This window comes from Ruegeria atlantica, from assembly GCF_013032005.1.
Classification (GTDB): domain Bacteria; phylum Pseudomonadota; class Alphaproteobacteria; order Rhodobacterales; family Rhodobacteraceae; genus Ruegeria; species Ruegeria atlantica_A.
On record NZ_WQBE01000001.1, the window covers coordinates 76,884 to 96,618 of the forward strand.

The window sequence follows — 19,735 nt, forward strand, 5'->3', positions numbered from 1 at the left end:
TTAGATATAGATGGGGCTTAATGCTCTTCCAAGCTTCTTTGAACACGCTCGCGGGCGGTCTGGCTGTCATTGAAGCTAAGGCCCATGGCGATGCGTGCCTCTTCCACGATCTTAATCTCACCTTCGTCTGTATCGCCATCGGCCAGAACGACCTCCCACAGGGCGTCCAACGCGGCAAGGCGTTCGTGAAGGTCAGTGGTTTCGCGGATCAGCTTGCCGAATGTGTCCGTCTCAGGTGCGGCGGCGTGCAGCTTTTCGCAGGTCGCGCGAACCTTGGCAGCTTCGATCGCATTGTGTTGATAGAGCCGCGCAAGGATGCGGTCGATCAGGCTGATTTCCTCAAGCTTATAGTCACGATCCGCCTGCGCCACACGCACCATAAGCGCACCCAGAGCCAGCTCGGCATCCGGGTCGGGCAGTTTATCGTGCTGCGGTGGGCGAAAAGCCTGAAAGAACTTCTTCAACATGCGCTCAGGTTATTCCATATTTTGTGGGCCGCCAAGCACAGACCACCCGTCATAGGCAGAATGGTCGCAAGACTGTCGGATTTGGCAGAAACACGCTGAGCGCGATCCACCTGCGGATGGATCAACCCGCCTGAAGCGCCTGTTTTGCCTGCTCTTGCAGCCAGCCCAGCATCTGCCGATAGGGAACAGGGCCATAGCTGACCCGCGCCACGCCCAGTGACGCCAGAGTGGCCGTATCGGGGGTGCCGGGAAGGGCAATAATGTTGACGGGCAACTCGGTCGATTCGCAGAGCCGAGCGATCAGCCCTTCGTCTTTGAGACCCGGCGCAAAGAACCCGCTGGCCCCGGCATCGGCATAGGCCTTGGCCCGTGCGATCGCATCGTCCAGCATCGAATTATCATGAGTGTCGGGCTTGGCTTTCAAGAAGATATCCGTGCGGGCATTGATGAAGGCCGGGATGCCGGCAGCATCGCAGCCTTCGCGCATTGCCTGGACGCGTGCTTCCTGCGTTTCGATGTCGTAGAGGTCGCTGGTGCCAACGATTTGGTCTTCAAAGTTAAAGCCGATGACACCGGTCTGTAGCGCAAGTTGAACATTGGCGGCGACGCTTAGCACATCCTCAGCATAGGCGCCTTCGAAATCCAGCGTCACGGGAAGATCCATCGCGGCAACGATCCGGCGTGCATTGTCCAGGGCAGCATCCAGTGAGATCTTCTGTCCGTCCCCGAACCCCTGCGCCATCGCAACCGGCGCACTGCCGGTCGCAATTGCCTTGGCGCCCGCATCGCGGACAGCCCCGGCGCTGCCCGGATCCCAGATATTGTATAGGATGACCGGCTCGCCCTTTTTGTGTAGGGCGGCGAACTCTTCTGCTTGGGTAATCTGGTTGGTCATGCCGGTCTCCTGTCGCTGCTATGGCGGCAGTTAACCGTGCAAATAGTCGGCGCGTAAAGATCTTTCGCGCCGACCAACACAATACAGTGATTTGTCCGAGGTCAAACCAGCCGCGAGCTGTCCTTGGCTGCGCGCACAAAGTCGCGGAACAAGGGGTGCGGGTCAAACGGTTTGGATTTCAGTTCGGGGTGATATTGCACGCCGATGAACCAAGGGTGATCTGACCATTCAACGATCTCGGGCAAACGTCCGTCCGGTGACATGCCCGAAAAGTTCAGGCCCGCCTTTTCCAGCTTTTCGCGGTATTTGATGTCTACTTCGTAACGGTGGCGGTGGCGTTCTTCGATATTGGTGCCACCGTACACCTCGGCCACTTTAGAGCCCTCGGCCAGTACCGCGTCATAGGCGCCCAAACGCATGGTGCCGCCTTTATCGTCGCCGACTTTACGTTCGACTTTGTGATTGCCCTGCACCCATTCTTTCAGGTGATAAACTACCGGCTCGAAACGCTTTTTCCCGGCCTCGTGGTCGAATTCCTCGGACCCGGCTTCGGTGATCCCTGCCGCATTTCGCGCAGCCTCGATCACGGCCATCTGCATGCCCAGACAGATGCCCAGATACGGCACTTTGTGTTCGCGCGCATATTGCGCTGCCTTGATTTTGCCTTCGGTGCCGCGCTCGCCAAATCCGCCTGGCACAAGGATCGCGTGGAAGCCCTCCAGATGGGGGGCGGCGTCTTCTGTATCGAAAACTTCGGCATCCACCCATTCGACTTGGACCTTGACCCGGTTCGCCATGCCGCCGTGGGTCAGCGCCTCGGCAATCGACTTATAGGCGTCTTCCAGTTGAGTGTATTTGCCCACGATGGCAACCTTAACTTCGCCCTCGGCGTTGTGGATGCGGTCGCTGACGTCTTCCCATTTGGTCAGATCGGGTTTAGGGGCCGGGCTGATCTGGAACGCGTCCAGTACGGCCTGATCCAAACCTTCGCGGTGATAAGCCAGCGGGGCGTCGTAAATGGTGGAAAGGTCCTGCGCCGCAATTACGCTGTCGGGGCGCACGTTGCAGAACAACGCCAGCTTTTCGCGTTCCTTGGTCGGGATCGGGCCCTCGGATCGGCAGACCAGAATATCAGGTGCCAAACCGATCGAGCGCAGCTCTTTGACCGAGTGTTGCGTCGGTTTGGTTTTCAATTCGCCAGACGCCTTGATGTAGGGCAGCAAGGTCAGGTGCATGAACAGGCACTGACCACGGGGCTTGTCCTGGCTAAACTGACGAATGGCTTCAAAAAAGGGCAGACCCTCGATATCGCCGACGGTGCCACCGATTTCACACAGCATGAAATCAACTTCATCCTCGCCGATCGCGATGAAATCCTTGATCTCGTTAGTGACGTGGGGGATCACCTGAATGGTCTTGCCAAGGTAGTCGCCGCGACGTTCCTTTTCCAGCACGTTGGAATAAATCCGGCCCGAGCTGACCGAGTCGGTTTTGCGGGCCGCCACGCCAGTGAAACGCTCATAGTGGCCCAGGTCCAGATCAGTCTCAGCCCCGTCATCAGTGACGAATACTTCGCCATGTTCGAAGGGCGACATCGTGCCAGGGTCAACGTTCAGATAGGGGTCCAACTTGCGTAAACGCACCGAGTATCCCCGGGCTTGCAACAGGGCACCCAGAGCCGCCGAAGCCAGCCCTTTGCCCAAGGACGAAACCACACCACCAGTGATGAAAATAAAACGCGCCATGTTTTTCGGCTGCTCCCGTGAGACGTCTAAATCAGCTGCCCGACGGTTCCGAAAAACCGCTGCATCACGGGACTTCACGTATAAAGGATTCGCGCCAATAGCGCAAGAGAACCGCAAGATGCTGTTGCAGCTCTCTTTCAGATTTCTAGGTTTTGTGGATCAGTTGGCCTGAGGAATCAGAGGCGCGTTGTCGCCCTGCGCCGGGGGCAGCAGATCATCCGCCGACGGAACCGCCGGGGTGCTTTCTTCAGTTGCCGCAGGTGCCGGAACGCCCAAACGGTCGATAACCGAGCTGCCCGAAGACTTCTGAGCCGCCAAAATGGTCAGCGTGATTGAGGTCACGATAAAGCAGGCTGCCAGAATCCAGGTCACCTTGCCCAAAGCAGTCGCTGCCGCGCGACCTGTCATGGCGCCACCGCCACCACCGCCCATACCAAGGCCACCGCCTTCGGACCGCTGCATCAGAACAACGGCAATCAGGCCCAGGGCCAAGAGGAGGTGGATGATGAGAACGACGTTTTCCATGGTGTTCCTGTACAGCGTGGCGTGTATCGCGTGGTACTTATGCAAGTTTGCCTTCGGGGGCAAGGGATGAGTTGGCATCACGAACGGTGATATTCCAGATCACAGCAAAGGGACTGGACAGGCGGATGATACGTAACGCAGGCTGCGGCCATGCCTCATGACGATCACGACCACCCGCACGCCCTGTTGCCACCCGATCCCGCGCTTCGAGTTAAAGCGCTTGAGACGATTCTGACCCGTAAGGGTCTGATCGACCCGGTGGCGCTGGATGAGATAATCGACACGTATCAAAACAAGATCGGTCCACAGAACGGCGCGCGCGTTGTCGCCAAGGCGTGGGGCGATTCTGCGTTCAAGCAAGCCCTGCTTGCAGACGCGACGTCTGTTGTCGCTGATCTTGGGTTTTACGGGCGGCAGGGCGAACATATCGTAGTGGTCGAGAATACGCCGGAACAGCACAACATGGTCGTTTGTACCCTATGCAGCTGCTACCCGTGGCCTTTGCTGGGTATTCCACCGGGTTGGTACAAGTCCGACGCCTACCGCGCTCGAGCGGTACGTGAGCCGCGCAAGGTCTTGGCCGAATTCGGTGTCGAATTGACGCCAGAATCATCCGTGCGGGTATGGGATTCGACCGCAGAGATTCGCTACCTCGTGCTTCCCATGCGCCCGGAAGGCTCAGAAGGGCTGGGAGAAGAGGACCTTGCTGCGCTTGTTACCCGTGACAGCATGATTGGCACGGGCCTGCCCAAGGTGCCGTCATGACCCGTGTTCACGATATGGGTGGTCGGTTTGGGGACGGTCCGGTTACGCCCGAGGCCGAAAGCGCCCCGGTCTTTGCCGAGGACTGGCATGGTCGTGCCTTGGCCGTGACGCTGGCGGCCGGGTTTCTGGGGCAATGGAATATTGACGTCTCGCGCCACGCGCGCGAAAGGCTGTCGCCCAAGGACTACGCACGGTTCTCTTACTATGAAAAGTGGATATCCGGTCTGGCCGACCTGCTGGTCGAAAAGGGGGTGCTGACCTTGGATGATTTGTCGGGCGCAGGCACCGACGACCCACACCCGTTGGCAGCCCGTGTTCTGAAAGCCGGGACCGTCTCGGGAGCCTTGGCCAAAGGCGGGCCAGCAGATCGGGCTTCGGACGTGCCGATACAGTTTGAAGTCGGGCAGAATGTCCGAACTGTGGATCCGGCAGCCAATCGCCTGGTGAGTGGCGGCCATACGCGACTGCCAATCTATGCATCGGGTGCAAATGGCCGAATTTTGCGGCTGCACGGTACGCATGTGTTGCCAGATTCAAATGCACATGGTTTGGGCGAGGCACCAGAGCCCCTTTATGCGGTGGCGTTTGCCGCGTCCGAGTTGTGGGCTGACCCGGAGCATCCCAAGGACGAGGTCGTTCTGGACTTGTGGCAAAGCTATCTGGAGCCCGTATGAGCACCTGTACCACCCATTCCGCACCAGAGCCGGTTTTTGCCGAACCCTGGCATGCGCAGGTCTTCGCCCTGACAGTTGCATTGAACGAAGCTGGACAATTCGAGTGGTCAGATTGGGCCGATCGATTTTCGCATACTTTGAAATTGCACGGGTTGGACAAGGAACTGGATGGCGGGAATGATTATTTTCACGCGTGGCTGGAGAACTTGGAGCAATTGTTGGTCGAACAAGGTTCGACGTTACCAGGTGACATTCAACGCATGAGAAATGCTTGGGAAGAGGCTTATTTGACGACGCCACACGGTCAACCGGTGCATTTGGCGGCAGGCGAATAGGAGGGGCGCTGCCCCCGCCGCCTGTTCTGGGCGACTCCTCCAAGATTTTTGAGGCCGGATGAACAGGGGAGCCATACTTCATCTGGCCGAAACTATCCCCGCCGGAGGCACCGCACATTGCGCGGTTCTGAACTGCGGCGAATTACCGGTTTCCCTGCCGCTTTGACCCCGCTATATGAGCCGAGTTTGATAATTCAGCGCAAAAGGACCGGATATGGCCAATGTGGTTGTTGTCGGCGCCCAGTGGGGCGACGAAGGAAAAGGCAAGATCGTCGACTGGCTCAGCGAACGGGCAGACGTGATCGCGCGTTTTCAAGGCGGGCATAATGCCGGTCATACGCTGGTCATTGATGGTGAAGTTTACAAGCTGCATGCGTTGCCTTCAGGCGTCGTGCGGGGCGGCAAGCTGAGTGTCATTGGCAATGGTGTTGTGCTGGACCCGTGGCACCTGATCAAGGAAATCGGAACCATTCGGGCGCAAGGTGTCGATATCTCGCCCGAGACTCTGATGATTGCTGAGAACACGCCGCTGATCCTGCCTATCCATGGCGAACTGGACCGTGCGCGCGAAGAAGCTGCCAGCAAGGGCACCAAGATCGGGACCACTGGTCGCGGCATCGGGCCGGCTTACGAAGACAAAGTGGGCCGCCGCTCTGTTCGTGTTGCCGATCTTGCTGATGAAGCCACGCTTGAGGCGCGTGTGGATCGTGCGCTGCAACACCACGACCCGCTGCGCAAGGGGCTTGGGATCGAGCCCGTTGACCGGGACGCGCTGATCGCCCAATTGAAAGAGATCGCGCCGCAAATTCTTCCGTTTGCCGCTCCGGTCTGGAAGGTGCTGAACGAAAAGCGCAAGGCTGGTAAACGCATCCTTTTCGAAGGGGCGCAGGGCGCGTTGCTGGATATCGATTTCGGCACATATCCCTTTGTGACCTCGTCCAACGTGATCGCGGGGCAGGCGGCGACTGGTGTGGGTATCGGTCCAGGGTCGATTGATTTCGTTCTCGGTATCGTCAAAGCCTATACGACACGCGTGGGTGAAGGCCCGTTCCCGACTGAATTGGATGACGCGGACGGTCAACGCCTTGGCGAACGTGGACACGAATTCGGCACAACCACCGGGCGTAAGCGTCGCTGTGGCTGGTTCGATGCCTGCCTAGTACGCCAGACTTGTGCGACCAGCGGTGTGAACGGCATCTCGCTGACCAAGCTGGACGTGCTGGACGGGTTTGAGACACTGAAAATCTGCGTGGGGTATGAGCTGGATGGCGAACGTCTGGACTATCTGCCTACCGCAGCTGATCAACAAGCGCGCTGCAAACCCATCTACGAAGAAATGCCGGGGTGGAGTGAATCCACCGAAGGCGCACGCAGCTGGGCCGATCTGCCTGCCAACGCGATCAAATACGTACGTCGCGTTGAAGAGCTGATCGAGTGTCCCGTGGCCCTTCTGTCCACTAGCCCGGAGCGGGACGACACCATTTTGGTGACCGACCCGTTTGCCGACTGATGAGCGATCACGGCAAATCCGGTCTGAGCTACAAGGCCCGGCGGCGTTGGTCGCTGGTGCTGCTGTTGATTGGGCTTCCCATCTATATTGTGGCGGTTGTAACGGTGGTGAGCTGGCTCGACCGTCCGCCCATCTGGTTGGAACTGCTGGTCTATGTTGGTTTGGGCATCGTGTGGGCGCTGCCGTTCAAATTTGTCTTCAAAGGTGTTGGCAAAGAAGATCCAGAGCAAAACTCGGATTGATCACTGGCAATTCAGGTGATGAAGAGAAAAGGGCCAGAGTAACCTCTGGCCCTTTTTCTATTGTACTGGTTGGGGGGATTATCCCGCGGCGCGCTCGTCATCCGGGCGGAACCCGATCTGGGTCGAGGCCGCGAAACGCCCGCCGCCCGCTTTTTCAATCTTTCCATCGCGCAGCAACTGACCGAAGGACCGCAGGCTTTCTTCGCGGTTGAAGTCATTTTGCTTGAGTGAGCGGATTTTGTTCATCAACTGCGGGCGCGAAAACTGTTCCTGACCTTCGATGAACGACAGGTACGCGGCGGCAGCCTCAAGCAAGTCGGGTAGGGACTGCGCGCCCTGTTCCTGCGCAAACAGAGCAAAGCCACCTTCCTCGGGTGTTTCGTCTTCGGCTTCAGTTTCGGATTTGACGCGGCGAGGGGTAACTGGTCCGGCGTCCACGGTTTGATTATCGATGCGCTGTTCAGCGACCAGCTTAAGCGGGGCTGCATCGTCACTGCTGGGGCGCATGCTGGTGACCTGAATTTCCGGGCGGCGCGGGCTGACAACCGAGGAAAGATCTCCACGATAGCCCTGTTCCTCACTGTCCTGTGCTGTGGCCTTACCGTCGCCACGTTCAGCTTCGGTTGCGGCGACGGCCGCCCGCAGATGCGTGTAGGCCTCGCGCTGATCGCTGGTGTCCGGGTCGTTCAACTGTTCGCCGGCCTTATCCATCAGGCGCGATACGTCCCGATCCAGATCTGACGTTTCAGTGTCTGTATTGGCCGAGCGTTTTGCCAGTACAGCTTCCACGCTTGAAATCTCTTCCAGCAGGTCGACTTCATCCTCTTCCGTCAACACACCTTCGTCGGTGGCTTCGACGACGTCTTCATCTGCACCGGCGTCGTCGAGAATGTTAGCCTCCTCTTCAGAACCGCTATTCGCAATGTCTTCAAGGTCCGAGAACAGCACGTCGGATGTGTCTTCCTCTTCCGCTTCGGTCTGGTCTTCCGATGTCGCGTCCAACACCTCTGAATCCAGATCCTCGGCTTCGACTTCCAGTGCAGGGGCTTCGGATTCTTCGATCTGAGGCATCTCAGCCTCGGCTACTTCTGTTTCCGGTGCTTCGTCTTGCGTTTCGACGTGCGCGCTGGCCTCTTCAGTGTCGTCCAGATCAGCGGGGTCAAGCGAACCAGCTGCGAAGGCCGCAGCCACTGCATCAGACGGAGCGGCGCTTTTCATCAAGGTCGTGTCTTCGTCTTCCGTGTAGATGACCGAGTTTTCTTCGGAGTGAGAGACAACGGCCCGGATGCGCTGCAACTTGGCGGCAATACTGTCAGCGGCAGGCGCCGGGGCATCTTCTACGGTTTCCGCGTCAGAAAAAACGGGCTGAGAAGAGGGCGGCGTGTCGATAACATTCGAACCCTGAGCGCTGGCGGCGGATTGGGGGGATGGGGCGTTTTCTTCGGTTGCGCGGATCAGCAGGCCAGAGTCGTTCTGACTGGCTTCGACCCTGCGGGATGCGTCACGCTGCGCGATCCGTGTCAGCATTTCGGTGTCAGGCTGTGGGGGTTCAGAACCAAAGTAGCGATCATCAGCCGCGAGATCGCGGAAGTATTCGGCAATCGCTTTCATCGTTTCAAAGGAATCATCAAAGCCTTCCAAAGTGCACGAGAAGGTTCCATAAGAAACGGTCAAAACCTTGTTATTCTGTACCATCAGACGCACGTCCTCTACAAACTACAAGAGCCACCCACCCAATAGAGGGCACACCTATGGCTCGAAACTCTCTGCATGAACCTACCATTTTGTGGTCTCAATGTGTCCAAATCCGGGAAAAATGATCAATCTTAAAAAAAATCAGTCGATTGTACGGTCTGAGGAGCCAATCGCAGTGGTCGGAGGCGGAGAAATCGGTCCCGAAGACCTAAATTTGGTGCTGATTCGCGTCAATACCGTCGTTGCCGCAGATGGCGGAGCCATCCCGCTGATGGATTCGGGGCGGATGCCGGATGCGGTTATTGGTGATTTTGATTCGCTCAGCAGCGCCTATCGCGACCGGATTCCGGCAGAGCGATTGTTTCCGATCCGCGAGCAGGACAGCACGGATTTCGACAAGACCCTGCGCAGTGTCGAGGCGCCGCTAGTGCTAGGGGTTGGGTTTCTGGGCGGGCGGCTGGATCACCAATTGGCGGTGCTGAGCGCGTTGATCCGACTTCAGGATCGTCCGTGCATTTTGCTAGGGGAGCATGAAGTCGTATTCCACGCCCCACCGCGGATCGCTTTTGACCTTTCACCCGGCGATGTGGTTTCGCTGTTTCCGTTTCAGAGGGTAACGGGGCGCAGCCGTGGATTGGAATGGCCGATTGATGATCTGGTGTTAGAGCCGAGCGGTCGCGTCGGGACCTCCAATCGCGCGTTGGCTGATGTAGAACTGGAGGTGGACAGGCCCGGCCTTTTGGTCATGGTTCCGCGCAACGCCTTGGATCAGATCATGCAGGCGTTTCTGTCGGAGCAGACCGGGCGTTGGCCCGCTCGTGCAGAATAACGTAAAGGCCCGCGGCGATGGTGATGGCTATGCCGATGGCCGCAACCCCGTTGGGCAGGTCGTGAAAGACGAGCCAGCCGAATAGGGTGGCCATTGGAATTTCCAGATATTGCATCGGGGCCAGCGTTGCCGACGGCGCAAAGCGCAGCGACCATGTCATCAACAGATGCGCGACGGTTCCCAGCAGCCCGATTGCGATCAGCAAAAGGTGAATGTCCGGGGGCGGTAAGATTAGCGATACGGCCCAACTGCCGCCGATTGTTCCGGCCAACAGAACTGGCAGCATTAGGATTATAGCCATCATGCCCGATGCCGCTTGTAGGGTGATTGGGTCTGTTTCTTTGGCGATCTGGCGCGTCACCAGCATGAACAGGGAAAAGAGCAAAGCGACCACAAGCGGTAGCAGGGCTGCGGCCCCCACTTGTACAAAGCTGGGCTGAATGACCAGCAAGGTCCCAACAAAGCCAACGGCGCAGGCTATCAGGCGGCGTGGGCCAACGGTTTCCTTCAGTATGTATTTGCCCAGGATCAACATGATGAACGGCATGACAAAGACGATGGCGATCGCGTCGGCCAGCGGCAGGAAAAGCAGAGAGCTGAACATGGCTGAAAGGGCGAGGATATGCAGAACCGTGCGAATAAATGTCAGCCACAGGATACGGCCACGCATGCGCAGGGATCGCCCGGTCAATACGGCCAGTGGGACCAGCACCAGCGCCTGAACGGCGAAGCGGACAAAGACAAGCATGCCGACAGGTGTGGTTTCGGCCAACAGCTTTGCCATCGCGTCGCCCATCGGCGCGATGATGCAAAAGCCAAGCATCAGGATGATGCCAAAGACCGGACGATCCTGTGTCATACGGGCGACGCTACGGGGTTTGGGGCCCGGTGGGAAGCGTCTAGGGCAGGGGTTGAACCTTGGTATAGTCTGGACCGATGCAAGTGGGCAGGCCGTCACCCAGTATCAGCCAGTTCAGCTTTTCCTCATGCGCCACGTGCAACGTTGGCTCCAACTGGTTTGGGTCTTCCAGTGTTGCCACGTACAGATGCAGCACGTCCGACATGGCTTGTGATCGGAATGATATCGGAGTGCCGCAATTGGGGCAGAAACTGCGGGTGACTCCGGGCGAAGAGGCAAAGGTTTTCGGCTCGTCCCCGGTCCAGCGCCACTGGCCGTCGCGCACGCCGAAATAGGTGGTCATCGGCGCGGCGCATTGCCGTCTGCAACTGTCGCAATGGCAGGTAACGCAGGACAGGACCGGAGGCGTAACCTCGTACCGGATGGTGCCGCACAGACAATGTCCCCGCATGATATCCCCCTTACTGCGGCATCAGCAGTTGGGTACGTTCACCGCCAGGCCGCCCAGTGACGTTTCCTTGTATTTCTCGTGCATATCATGGCCGGTCTGGCGCATAGTCTCGATCACGGAATCCAGCGGTACGAAGTGTTTTCCATCGCCACGCAACGCCAGCGATGCTGCGGAAACGGCTTTGATCGCCGCCAGTCCGTTGCGTTCGATACACGGAACCTGCACCAACCCGGCAACCGGGTCACAGGTCATGCCCAGATGATGCTCCAGCGCGATTTCAGCTGCGTTTTCAACCTGTTCCGGTGTTCCACCCATGACGGCACACAGACCTGCCGCAGCCATGGCTGATGCGCTTCCGACTTCGGCCTGACAGCCCGCTTCGGCGCCAGAGATCGAGGCGTTATATTTCACCAGTCCGCCAATGGCGGCAGCGGTCAGAAGGAAATCCTCGATATGGCTTTCCGACGCGCCGGGCACGTGATCAAGGTAATAGCGCAGCACCGAAGGCATCGTACCTGCCGCGCCATTGGTCGGGGCGGTCACGACTTGCCCACCAGCGGCGTTTTCCTCGTTCACCGCCATGGCATAGACACTCATCCAGTCATTGATGGTGTGCGGCGCGTTCAGGTTCATGCCCCGCTCGGCCAGCAGAGCATCGTGAATGCCTTTGGCGCGGCGTCGCACGTTCAGGCCACCGGGCAAAATGCCGTCAGTATTCAGGCCGCGCTCGATGCAATTGTTCATAACTTCCCACAGACGCGCAGTGCCTTTGGCAAAGCTATCGGCACAGCCGCGCGCGATTTCATTATCGCGCTTCATCTGAGCGATGCTTTTGCCGCTGGTCTTTGCCATCTCAAGCATTTCGGCGGCGGATTTGAACGGGAACGGGACCGGGTCGCCCTCGTCGGTTGCCTTGCCTTCGGCCAGTTCCTCTTCGGTCAGGACAAAGCCACCGCCGACCGAGTAGTAAACCTGCCGCAGGATCACATCGCCTTGTGCGTCGGTGGCCATCAGGATCATGCCATTGGCGTGGCCGGGCAGGTTGTTGTCATAGTCAAAGATCAGGTCAGTCTTTGGGTTGAACTGAAGCGTCGGCAACCCTTCGGGCGTCACCGAGTGCGTCTTGGAAATTTCCGCCAGCGCGGCCTCGGCCTTATCGTTGTCGTAGGTGTCGGGCACAAACCCGGCCAGTCCCAGAATGGTGGCACGGTCGGTGGCGTGTCCGACCCCAGTAAAAGCCAGCGAGCCGTGCAGCGATCCGCGCAGCCCCGCAAATTCGAACGGGGACGCGCGCATCATGTCCAGAAAACGCGCGGCGGCCACCATCGGCCCCATGGTATGAGACGATGACGGGCCGATGCCCACTTTGAACATATCGAAGACAGATAGAAACATATCAGGTAGCTGAGCCTTCTTCAGGTGTAGCGTAACGTGGTGAGGTGAACGGCGTAACCCCCAACCCCTCGGCCGCGATGGCGGCTTGGGTTGCAGGTCGGGAATCCAGCCGCGTCAGGATGTCCTGCAGATGGGGCGTGTCCCTGAGCTGAAACCAGCTGCGATCCGCGCTGGCGGGGTACAGCGCCATCCAACGCATTTGGCACGCCAGATAAAAGCTTAAAACCGATGGGGTGTCGGCCTGCAGCCAATCCGGCGCTTTCTGGGCTTCGGCATCCAGTACCCGCAAATGTTGGCGCAGGCGCGGGCGGATGCCTTCACGCAGGGTCTCGGCCTGCACGGGGTCGATGTACTTTTCAGCATAGAAAAGAATGCGCAGATCGGCGTGCAGCGTGTTGGACGCAAAAAACAGCCATTTCAGAAACGCCACCCGATCCGGGCTGTTGGGGGCAGGGGCCAGTTGCTTGTGCGTATCCGCCAGCCACAACAAAATGGCTGCCGTTTCAAAGATCGGTCCTTGCGGGGTGTCCAGCACCGGGATCAATCCATTCGGGTTCAAGGCCCGATAGGCCGCGCTGTCCTGTTCGTTCCGGCGGCGGTCCACCAGTACGGTCTCAAAAGGAAGGCCCATCTCTTCCAACACCAGTCTGATCACCAGCGAGGCGTTGTCGGGGGCATAATGAAGGCGATAGGGCGCGGTCATGGCCCCTATGTAACTTGCGGGGCGAATGCCGGAAGCCTCGATTGCGACGTTTCCCTTCGGAAACGCGTATTTTCCACGCATGTTTACGCGTGATGGCGGCGATTTGGCACTCGCGGTTGGTTGCCGCATTTCGTATAAGTCTGGCAGTAATAAAGGGAAACGCTGCCATGACCCGTGATCTGTCACCCATCGATAACGCCAAATATGTCGCCGCTCGTCGCGCTGCTGACATGGTGCAAGACGGAATGCGTGTAGGTCTGGGGACAGGGTCAACAGCCGCTTGGATGGTGCGTCGCATCGGTGAGCGGGTCAAAAAAGAAGGGCTGCGGATCAAGGGTGTTCCGACGTCGATCCGCACCGCGCAACTGGCCTGCGAAGTCGGGATCGAAGTGGTCTCATTGGATCAGGCGGGGTGGTTGGATCTGACCATTGATGGCGCGGATGAATTCGATGGCGAGCTGAACCTGATCAAAGGTGGCGGTGGCGCGCATCTGCAGGAGAAGATCGTCGCCACGGCCAGCGACCAGATGGTCGTCATCGCCGATGCCGGCAAAGAGGTCGAAACCCTGGGCGCCTTCCCTTTGCCGGTCGAGGTGATCCCCTTTGGTTGGCAAACCACCCGCACTTTGATCCAAGAGGTGCTGGACACGATGGATGTTCTGGGCACTTCGGCCATGCTTCGGATGGATGGTGAAGCCCCTTTTGTGACAGATGAAGGCAACCACGTTTTGGATTTGCACCTGCAGCGCATCGGCAATGCGCGCCAGTTGGCGCTGGTGCTTAATCAGGTGCCAGGTGTGGTCGAGAACGGGTTGTTCATCGACATCTGTGACAAGGTCGTGATCGGCCACGGGGACGGCCGGGTCGAACTGCGCGACATCAACGCGGGTACCACCGAGCTGGACGAATTGGTGGACAGTGGTGAAAACCTGTTCTCGGATTTGGCTGACTGACGAATGTCAGAGCTTTCGGCATTACAATTCGGCGAAGTCAGTTTCCAAAAACCGGACGGCACATTCGAGAGCATGCCCCTCCAGTTGCAATCTATGGCGAAACCCATATCTGAGCGGTTCGTAAGGACGGTTGAGCATTACTGGCCGATTTTTTTGCGTCCTGGCAAGATCAACTGTCTCACCAGAACGGTCTGGACTGTGGTGAGCAATAAGATACACCCGTGGCGTCGCTTTGATGGCGCTTGCTGAAAACTGAAAGAGGCACGGTAAATGAGCTTTGATTATGATCTGTTCGTCATCGGAGGCGGCTCGGGCGGGGTTCGCGCAGCGCGTGTGGCTGCTGGTGAGAATGGTGCCAAGGTGGCGCTGGCCGAAGAGGATCGTTATGGCGGGACCTGTGTCATCCGAGGCTGTGTTCCGAAAAAGCTGATGGTCTTTGCCAGTGAGTTCTCAGGGACAATGCAGGACGCGCAAGCCTATGGTTGGGATGTTAAACCCGGCGGGCTTGATTGGAACATGTTCCACGACAAGCTGGTCGCGGAACTGGATCGGCTTGAAGGTGTTTATCGCAATATCCTGAAAAACAACGGTGTCGAAAGCTTTGATCAGCGTGCCCATGTGGTTGATGCGCATACGGTTGAGCTGGCCGATGGCACGCGTAAGACGGCCAAGCACATCCTGATCGCCACCGGCGGTCGTCCGGTCGTGCCCGAGTTTCCGGGCTCAGATCTGGCCATCACCTCAAACGAAATCTTCCATCTTGAGAAATTGCCTCAATCCATCTTGATCGTCGGTGGCGGCTACATAGCCAGCGAGTTCGCAGGGATCATGAACGGGATGGGTGTGAAGACCACTCAGTTCTACCGCGGCGCGCAAATTCTGCGCGGCTTTGATGAGGAAGCACGCGGCCTGATCTGCGAGGAAATGCGCCAGAACGGTATTGATGTACGTCTGGGCACCAATGTGTTGGAGATGACCAAGGAAGGTGACCAAATTCGCGTCAAAGCCACCGACGGCACCGAGGATCAATTCGATGTTGTCATGTACGCCACTGGTCGTGCGCCCAATGCCGACAACCTAGGGCTTGAGGCAGTGGGCGTTGAACGGGGTCGTAAGGGCGAGATCGTTGTGGACGAATACAGCCAGACGGGCGTGCCTTCGATCTTTGCAATTGGGGATGTGACAGATCGGGTGAATTTGACACCGGTTGCGATCCGCGAGGGCATGGCTTTTGTCGAAACAGTGTTCAAAGGCAACCCGACGCCGGTCGATCACGAGCTGATCCCGACCGCGATCTTCACCCAACCGGAGTTCGGTACCGTGGGATTGAGCGAGGAAGACGCTGCCGCGCAAGAACCGGTCGAGGTATATACAACCTCGTTCAAGCCGATGCAAAAGGCGTTTGCGGGTGGAACGCAGCGGGTGCTGATGAAGCTGATCGTCAGTCAGGCGACCCGCAAGGTGTTGGGTTGCCATATCGTGGCACCGGGCGCGGGCGAGATGATCCAGCTGGCAGGAATCGCCGTTAAAATGGGTGCAACCAAGGAAGATTTCGACCGCACGGTTGCCGTTCACCCGGTTATGGCCGAAGAACTGGTGACAATGCGGCAACCTGTTCGCACTGCTTGATTTGCAAGCGCGCGCACACAAGTTACAAGGGACACCGTGATCACACGGTCCAACACGAAGGAACAGATACATATGGCGGGCAACAGCGGTGGCCCCTGGGGGGGCGGAGGCTCTTCTGGAGGCGGAGGAAATCGGGGTAATAATGGGGACGGACGCAAGCCTCCCGAAGGCGACGGCCCGCAGATCCCCGAGATCGATGAGCTGATGAAAAAAGGCCAAGAGCAGCTGCGCGTTCTGATGGGCGGTCGCGGCGGCGGTGGCCGCGGCGGCGGTCAGGGAACGGGCGGCGGTGGTCCGGTTTTCACCAAAGGCACGGTAGTAATTGGTTTGCTGGTTGCCGCGGGTCTGTGGGGAGCTGCAAGCTTCTACACGGTCAAACCGGAAGAACAGTCGGTTGAGTTGTTCTTGGGTGAATTTTCGGCCGTTGGGAATCCGGGTCTGAACTTTGCGCCTTGGCCGTTTGTGACCGCCGAGGTGATCCCGGTAACCCGTGAACAGAATGAAGACATGGGCGGTGCGCGCGGCAGTGACGATGGTCTGATGCTGACCGGCGACGAAAATGTGGTCGACATCGACTATCAGGTTGTCTGGAACATCAACGATCCGGCTAAATATCTGTTTAACTTGCGCGATCCGCGTCAGACGATTCGGGCCGTTTCTGAATCGGCGATGCGCGAGATCATCGCACAGAGCGAGTTGGCACCGATTCTGAACAGGGACCGGGGCATTATCGCAGACCGGTTGCAGGAATTGATTCAGCTGACAATGGACAGCTACGATTCTGGTGTGAACATCGTCCGCGTAAACTTTGACAAGGCTGACCCTCCACAGGACGTGATCGCAGCGTTCCGTGATGTTCAGGCTGCGGCGCAAGAACGTGACCGCCTGCAAAACGTGGCCGACGCTTATGCGAACCGTGTTCTGGCTGAGGCCCGTGGTGAAGCCGCGCAGGTTCTGGAAGAGGCCGAAGCCTATCGCGCCCAGCAGATCAATGGCGCGCAGGGTGAGGCCAGCCGCTTTAGCGCGGTTCTGGAAGAATACTCCAAGGCACCTGATGTGACGCGCAAGCGTCTGTATCTGGAGCGAATGGAGCAGGTTCTGGGCGACGTAGACAAAATCATCCTCGACGAGAACTCGACAGGGTCGGGGCAGGGCGTCGTGCCTTATCTTCCGCTGAACGAGCTGCGCCGCAATCAGACTGAGGAGAGCAACTGATGCGTAAGTCACCTATAATCCTCATTTTGGTTGTGATCCTGGGTGTAATCGGCCTGTCCTCGATTTTCATCGTGGACGAACGTGAACGTGCGCTGGTTCTGCAATTTGGCCGCGTCGTTGCCGTGAAGGAAGAGCCCGGTTTGGCGTTCAAGATTCCGCTGATTCAGGAAGTTGTGCGCTATGACGACCGTATCCTGTCGATCGACGTGCAGCCGCTTGAAGTAACGCCACTGGATGACCGTCGTTTGGTTGTTGATGCGTTTGCACGTTATCGGATTTCCGATCTGAACCGCTTCCGTCAGGCCGTCGGTGTTGGCGGTATCCCGGTCGCCGAGGATCGTCTGGATCGCATCTTGCGCGCCGAAACCCGCGAAGTGCTGGGTTCGGTTTCGTCCCGCGATATCCTGAGTTCCGACCGTGCCGCCTTGATGCTGCGTATCCGCAACAGCGCGATCGCCGAAGCGCAGGCGCTGGGCGTTAACGTCATCGACGTGCGCTTGAAAGCAACTGACCTGCCGCAAGCCAACCTAGAGGCCACCTTTGACCGGATGAAGGCCGAGCGTGAACGCGAGGCGACCGATGAACGCGCCCGTGGTAACGAGGCGGCCCAGCGAGTGCGCGCCCAGGCGGATCGTACTGTGGTTGAACTGGTGTCGGATGCTCGTCGTGAGGCCGAGATCATCCGCGGTGAAGCAGATGCCGAACGTAACGCGATCTTTGCCGAAGCTTACGGCGCGGACCCTGAGTTCTTTGAATTCTACCGCTCTTTGTCGGCCTATGAAAATGCGTTGGGCGGTAGCAACAGTTCGATGGTTCTGAGCCCGGATTCCGAGTTCTTCAATTACCTGAAATCGCCCACCGGGCAGGCTGGTCGGTAATGGGCCTGATCCTTCTGGCCTTCGGGCTGGTACTGATTGTCGAGGGGCTGGCCTATGCGCTGGCCCCTTCGCTTATTGAACGTATGCTTGAGGCGCTTCGATCACTGCCTGAACAGGCCCGTCGTCTGACCGGTCTGCTATGTGTTGTCAGCGGTCTGGTGTTGTTGTGGGGTGCATTTCAGCTCGGGTTTTGACACGTTGATTTCAATTGCCGGTGAATTCCCCGCGATCCCGAGTTGCGGGCTTGGGTAAACTGACTACATTGGTTTCCAAGAGGGGTTGCTATGCGGCACCCTTATGACGTTGTTCGACAAGGAGTTCCCAAGTGCAGGCACAAGCGCGCAGTATTTCCGTCCAAAGGGACGACAGTGTTGGTTTCATGCGGCTGATGTGGTTGGCCTTTGCGGGGATGTTGCTTGTTCTGGCCCAATCCGTAGCCGCGCAGGCGCGGAGCGAAAGCCTGGCGCCGCTGGCCGAAAAGATCAGCCCAGCAGTGGTGAACATCACCACATCGACCCTGATCGAAGGGCAAACTGGCCCGCAAGGGATCGTGCCCGAAGGTTCTCCGTTCGAGGATTTCTTTCGCGAGTTTCAGGACCGAGATGGTGAAGAGGGCGACCGCCCACGCCGCAGCAATGCGCTGGGATCGGGTTTTGTGATTTCCGAGGACGGTTATATCGTCACCAACAACCACGTCATTGCGGAAGCTGATGAAATCCTTGTGGAATTCTTTCCAGGCGACGGCCAGCCCAAGAAAGAGTTGCCCGCCAAGGTGATTGGCACAGATGAAAAAACAGACATCGCGCTGCTCAAGGTCGAAGCCTCGGGTCCGCTGCAATATGTGCAATTCGGTGACAGCGACATTGCGCGTGTGGGGGATTGGGTGATTGCCATGGGTAACCCGCTGGGACAGGGCTTTTCTGTTTCGGCTGGTATCGTGTCGGCCCGCAACCGGGCGCTGAGCGGTTCTTATGACGACTATATTCAGACGGACGCAGCCATTAACCGGGGGAACTCGGGCGGGCCGCTGTTTAATATGAACGGCGAGGTGATCGGCGTGAACACCGCGATCCTGTCGCCCAATGGCGGCTCCATCGGGATCGGGTTCTCGATGGCGTCCAACGTGGTCGTTAAGGTCGTTGACCAACTGCGCGAATTCGGTGAAACCCGCCGTGGCTGGCTGGGCGTGCGCATTCAAGACGTGACCGAGGACATGGCCGAGGCGATGGGGCTGGACAAACCCGGCGGCGCGCTGATCAGCGATGTACCGGACGGTCCGGCCAAAGATGCGGGCCTGCTTGCGGGTGACGTTATCCTCAGCTTTGACGGGGTCGAGGTCGAAGATACGCGCGGTCTGGTGCGTCAGGTGGGCGAGACTACGGTTGGCAAGTCGGTTCGTGTTGTGGTGCATCGCGACGGGGGCACTCAGACCGTTCTGGTCACGCTGGGCCGTCGTGAGGATGCGGAACGCGCGGATAGCGAGGAAGAGGACACACCAGAGGCCGCGCCTGAGGAAAACGCCGATATTCTGGGCCTGACGATTTCACCCCTGACAGATACGTTGCGCACCGATCTTGATTTGGATGCGGAGGCAGAAGGGCTGGTTGTGACTGCGGTGGACGAAGCGTCCGAAGCTTTTTCCAAGGGGCTGCGCGCCGGTGATCTGATTACCGAAGCCGGTCAGCAGAAGGTCAGTTCGATTGAAGATCTTGAGGCCCGTATGGAAGAAGCGCGTGAGGCAGGCCGCAAGTCGTTGTTGTTGCTGGTACGCCGTGGCGGTGAACCGCGCTTTGTGGCGCTGAGCCTGGGCGAGTAACTGACACCTAAATAAACCAAAAGGCCGGGGTCATCGCTCCGGCTTTTTTGCGTTTTTGGGGACAGAAAAAAGGTGAGCCACACGCCGGGGAGGCGCATGGCTCTGATACAGGGAGAGGTCAGTGGACAGATATCGGGGATGATTCTCTGACCTC

The 19,735-nt window shown here is 58.3% G+C and carries 21 protein-coding genes; 12 read left to right on the forward strand and 9 right to left on the reverse strand.

Annotation, left to right across the window (positions count from 1 at the left end; genetic code table 11):
* Positions 1-17: 17 nt before the first annotated feature.
* From GOX21_RS00415 to secG, 4 genes are all read right to left on the reverse strand, one after another.
* Entirely contained in the window at positions 18-467 is a 450-nt protein-coding gene (locus GOX21_RS00415) for a TerB family tellurite resistance protein (protein WP_170348277.1), read from the reverse strand.
* A gap of 121 nt (positions 468-588) precedes the next feature.
* Positions 589-1,362, reverse strand: a complete 774-nt coding sequence (locus GOX21_RS00420; RefSeq protein WP_170374741.1) for an isocitrate lyase/PEP mutase family protein — start codon at positions 1,360-1,362, stop codon at positions 589-591.
* A gap of 101 nt (positions 1,363-1,463) precedes the next feature.
* Positions 1,464-3,107 carry a CTP synthase gene (locus GOX21_RS00425; protein WP_170357814.1) on the reverse strand — a complete coding sequence of 548 codons (1,644 nt, stop codon included), beginning with the start codon at positions 3,105-3,107 and terminating at the stop codon, positions 1,464-1,466.
* A 159-nt stretch (positions 3,108-3,266) separates the two neighbouring features.
* Positions 3,267-3,632 (reverse strand): preprotein translocase subunit SecG, encoded by a 366-nt coding sequence (gene secG, locus GOX21_RS00430; RefSeq protein WP_058280875.1) that lies wholly within the window; start codon positions 3,630-3,632, stop codon positions 3,267-3,269.
* 150 nt (positions 3,633-3,782) lie between these two features.
* On the opposite strand from secG, the gene nthA reads away from it, so the two are divergent.
* The 5 genes from nthA (at position 3,783) to GOX21_RS00455 (ending at position 7,158) form a co-directional block, all read left to right on the forward strand.
* Positions 3,783-4,397, forward strand: a complete 615-nt coding sequence (nthA, locus tag GOX21_RS00435) for a nitrile hydratase subunit alpha (protein WP_170374743.1) — start codon at positions 3,783-3,785, stop codon at positions 4,395-4,397.
* Positions 4,394-5,071: a nitrile hydratase subunit beta gene (nthB, locus tag GOX21_RS00440; protein WP_170374745.1), complete on the forward strand. Its 678-nt coding sequence runs from the start codon at positions 4,394-4,396 to the stop codon at positions 5,069-5,071. The genes nthA and nthB overlap by 4 nt, the downstream gene beginning before the upstream one ends.
* The gene (locus tag GOX21_RS00445) at positions 5,068-5,406 is read left to right on the forward strand and encodes a nitrile hydratase accessory protein (RefSeq protein ID WP_170348283.1); all 339 of its coding nucleotides are present in this window, start codon (positions 5,068-5,070) and stop codon (positions 5,404-5,406) included. The genes nthB and GOX21_RS00445 overlap by 4 nt, the downstream gene beginning before the upstream one ends.
* Positions 5,407-5,620: 214 nt before the next feature.
* Positions 5,621-6,916 carry an adenylosuccinate synthase gene (locus tag GOX21_RS00450; RefSeq protein WP_170348284.1) on the forward strand — a complete coding sequence of 432 codons (1,296 nt, stop codon included), beginning with the start codon at positions 5,621-5,623 and terminating at the stop codon, positions 6,914-6,916.
* Positions 6,916-7,158 carry a DUF2842 domain-containing protein gene (locus GOX21_RS00455; RefSeq protein WP_170357820.1) on the forward strand — a complete coding sequence of 81 codons (243 nt, stop codon included), beginning with the start codon at positions 6,916-6,918 and terminating at the stop codon, positions 7,156-7,158. Before GOX21_RS00450 ends, GOX21_RS00455 begins: the two co-directional genes overlap by 1 nt.
* Before the next feature lie 78 nt (positions 7,159-7,236).
* Here the strand turns inward: GOX21_RS00455 and GOX21_RS00460 are convergent, their stop codons facing one another.
* The gene (locus tag GOX21_RS00460; protein ID WP_170374747.1) at positions 7,237-8,853 is read right to left on the reverse strand and encodes a hypothetical protein; all 1,617 of its coding nucleotides are present in this window, start codon (positions 8,851-8,853) and stop codon (positions 7,237-7,239) included.
* A 121-nt stretch (positions 8,854-8,974) separates the two neighbouring features.
* Between GOX21_RS00460 and GOX21_RS00465 the strand changes: the two genes are divergently transcribed.
* On the forward strand, positions 8,975-9,682 hold the full coding sequence (locus GOX21_RS00465; protein ID WP_170374749.1) for a thiamine diphosphokinase: 708 nt from the start codon (positions 8,975-8,977) through the stop codon (positions 9,680-9,682).
* On the opposite strand, the gene GOX21_RS00470 is transcribed toward GOX21_RS00465, so the two are convergent.
* Genes GOX21_RS00470 through GOX21_RS00485 form a run of 4 tightly spaced genes read right to left on the reverse strand, consistent with a single transcriptional unit; the run spans position 9,627 to position 13,090 of the window.
* Positions 9,627-10,541 carry a DMT family transporter gene (locus GOX21_RS00470; RefSeq protein WP_170374751.1) on the reverse strand — a complete coding sequence of 305 codons (915 nt, stop codon included), beginning with the start codon at positions 10,539-10,541 and terminating at the stop codon, positions 9,627-9,629. The genes GOX21_RS00465 and GOX21_RS00470 overlap by 56 nt on opposite strands.
* 40 nt (positions 10,542-10,581) lie before the next feature.
* Complete coding sequence (locus GOX21_RS00475; RefSeq protein ID WP_170374753.1) at positions 10,582-10,992, reverse strand: GFA family protein; 411 nt, start codon at positions 10,990-10,992, stop codon at positions 10,582-10,584.
* 21 nt (positions 10,993-11,013) lie between these two features.
* A complete protein-coding gene (locus GOX21_RS00480; protein ID WP_170374755.1) occupies positions 11,014-12,387 on the reverse strand; it encodes an L-serine ammonia-lyase in 1,374 nt (457 codons plus the stop codon).
* 1 nt (position 12,388) lies between these two features.
* A complete protein-coding gene (locus GOX21_RS00485; RefSeq protein WP_170374757.1) occupies positions 12,389-13,090 on the reverse strand; it encodes a glutathione S-transferase family protein in 702 nt (233 codons plus the stop codon).
* 167 nt (positions 13,091-13,257) lie between these two features.
* Between GOX21_RS00485 and rpiA the strand changes: the two genes are divergently transcribed.
* The 6 genes from rpiA to GOX21_RS00515 all read left to right on the forward strand — a co-directional run bounded on the left by rpiA (position 13,258) and on the right by GOX21_RS00515 (position 19,581).
* Positions 13,258-14,043 carry a ribose-5-phosphate isomerase RpiA gene (gene rpiA, locus GOX21_RS00490; RefSeq protein WP_170348292.1) on the forward strand — a complete coding sequence of 262 codons (786 nt, stop codon included), beginning with the start codon at positions 13,258-13,260 and terminating at the stop codon, positions 14,041-14,043.
* 270 nt (positions 14,044-14,313) lie between these two features.
* Positions 14,314-15,672, forward strand: coding sequence for a glutathione-disulfide reductase (gene gor, locus GOX21_RS00495; RefSeq protein ID WP_170374759.1), 1,359 nt, complete (start codon positions 14,314-14,316; stop codon positions 15,670-15,672).
* Between the two features lie 72 nt (positions 15,673-15,744).
* On the forward strand, positions 15,745-16,887 hold the full coding sequence (hflK, locus tag GOX21_RS00500) for an FtsH protease activity modulator HflK (RefSeq protein WP_170374761.1): 1,143 nt from the start codon (positions 15,745-15,747) through the stop codon (positions 16,885-16,887).
* A complete protein-coding gene (gene hflC / locus GOX21_RS00505; RefSeq protein ID WP_170348295.1) occupies positions 16,887-17,765 on the forward strand; it encodes a protease modulator HflC in 879 nt (292 codons plus the stop codon). The genes hflK and hflC overlap by 1 nt, the downstream gene beginning before the upstream one ends.
* Entirely contained in the window at positions 17,765-17,959 is a 195-nt protein-coding gene (locus GOX21_RS00510) for a DUF2065 domain-containing protein (protein WP_170374763.1), read from the forward strand. The genes hflC and GOX21_RS00510 overlap by 1 nt, the downstream gene beginning before the upstream one ends.
* Positions 17,960-18,144: 185 nt before the next feature.
* A complete protein-coding gene (locus GOX21_RS00515) occupies positions 18,145-19,581 on the forward strand; it encodes a DegQ family serine endoprotease (protein WP_174818786.1) in 1,437 nt (478 codons plus the stop codon).
* Positions 19,582-19,735: the final 154 nt, after the last annotated feature.

Bases quoted from the DNA above. Each gene is read 5' to 3' on its own strand.
- hflK (WP_170374761.1), top strand. From the start codon at position 15,745: ATGGCGGGCAACAGCGGTGGCCCCTGGGGGGGCGGAGGCTCTTCTGGA.
- secG (WP_058280875.1), bottom strand. From the start codon at position 3,632: ATGGAAAACGTCGTTCTCATCATCCACCTCCTCTTGGCCCTGGGCCTG.
- nthA (WP_170374743.1), top strand. From the start codon at position 3,783: ATGCCTCATGACGATCACGACCACCCGCACGCCCTGTTGCCACCCGAT.
- GOX21_RS00450 (WP_170348284.1), top strand. From the start codon at position 5,621: ATGGCCAATGTGGTTGTTGTCGGCGCCCAGTGGGGCGACGAAGGAAAA.
- GOX21_RS00485 (WP_170374757.1), bottom strand. From the start codon at position 13,090: ATGACCGCGCCCTATCGCCTTCATTATGCCCCCGACAACGCCTCGCTG.
- GOX21_RS00445 (WP_170348283.1), top strand. From the start codon at position 5,068: ATGAGCACCTGTACCACCCATTCCGCACCAGAGCCGGTTTTTGCCGAA.
- GOX21_RS00465 (WP_170374749.1), top strand. From the start codon at position 8,975: ATGATCAATCTTAAAAAAAATCAGTCGATTGTACGGTCTGAGGAGCCA.
- GOX21_RS00415 (WP_170348277.1), bottom strand. From the start codon at position 467: ATGTTGAAGAAGTTCTTTCAGGCTTTTCGCCCACCGCAGCACGATAAA.
- hflC (WP_170348295.1), top strand. From the start codon at position 16,887: ATGCGTAAGTCACCTATAATCCTCATTTTGGTTGTGATCCTGGGTGTA.
- GOX21_RS00420 (WP_170374741.1), bottom strand. From the start codon at position 1,362: ATGACCAACCAGATTACCCAAGCAGAAGAGTTCGCCGCCCTACACAAA.
- GOX21_RS00475 (WP_170374753.1), bottom strand. From the start codon at position 10,992: ATGCGGGGACATTGTCTGTGCGGCACCATCCGGTACGAGGTTACGCCT.
- nthB (WP_170374745.1), top strand. From the start codon at position 4,394: ATGACCCGTGTTCACGATATGGGTGGTCGGTTTGGGGACGGTCCGGTT.
- GOX21_RS00510 (WP_170374763.1), top strand. From the start codon at position 17,765: ATGGGCCTGATCCTTCTGGCCTTCGGGCTGGTACTGATTGTCGAGGGG.
- GOX21_RS00455 (WP_170357820.1), top strand. From the start codon at position 6,916: ATGAGCGATCACGGCAAATCCGGTCTGAGCTACAAGGCCCGGCGGCGT.
- GOX21_RS00480 (WP_170374755.1), bottom strand. From the start codon at position 12,387: ATGTTTCTATCTGTCTTCGATATGTTCAAAGTGGGCATCGGCCCGTCA.
- GOX21_RS00425 (WP_170357814.1), bottom strand. From the start codon at position 3,107: ATGGCGCGTTTTATTTTCATCACTGGTGGTGTGGTTTCGTCCTTGGGC.
- rpiA (WP_170348292.1), top strand. From the start codon at position 13,258: ATGACCCGTGATCTGTCACCCATCGATAACGCCAAATATGTCGCCGCT.
- GOX21_RS00515 (WP_174818786.1), top strand. From the start codon at position 18,145: ATGCGGCTGATGTGGTTGGCCTTTGCGGGGATGTTGCTTGTTCTGGCC.
- GOX21_RS00470 (WP_170374751.1), bottom strand. From the start codon at position 10,541: ATGACACAGGATCGTCCGGTCTTTGGCATCATCCTGATGCTTGGCTTT.
- GOX21_RS00460 (WP_170374747.1), bottom strand. From the start codon at position 8,853: ATGGTACAGAATAACAAGGTTTTGACCGTTTCTTATGGAACCTTCTCG.
- gor (WP_170374759.1), top strand. From the start codon at position 14,314: ATGAGCTTTGATTATGATCTGTTCGTCATCGGAGGCGGCTCGGGCGGG.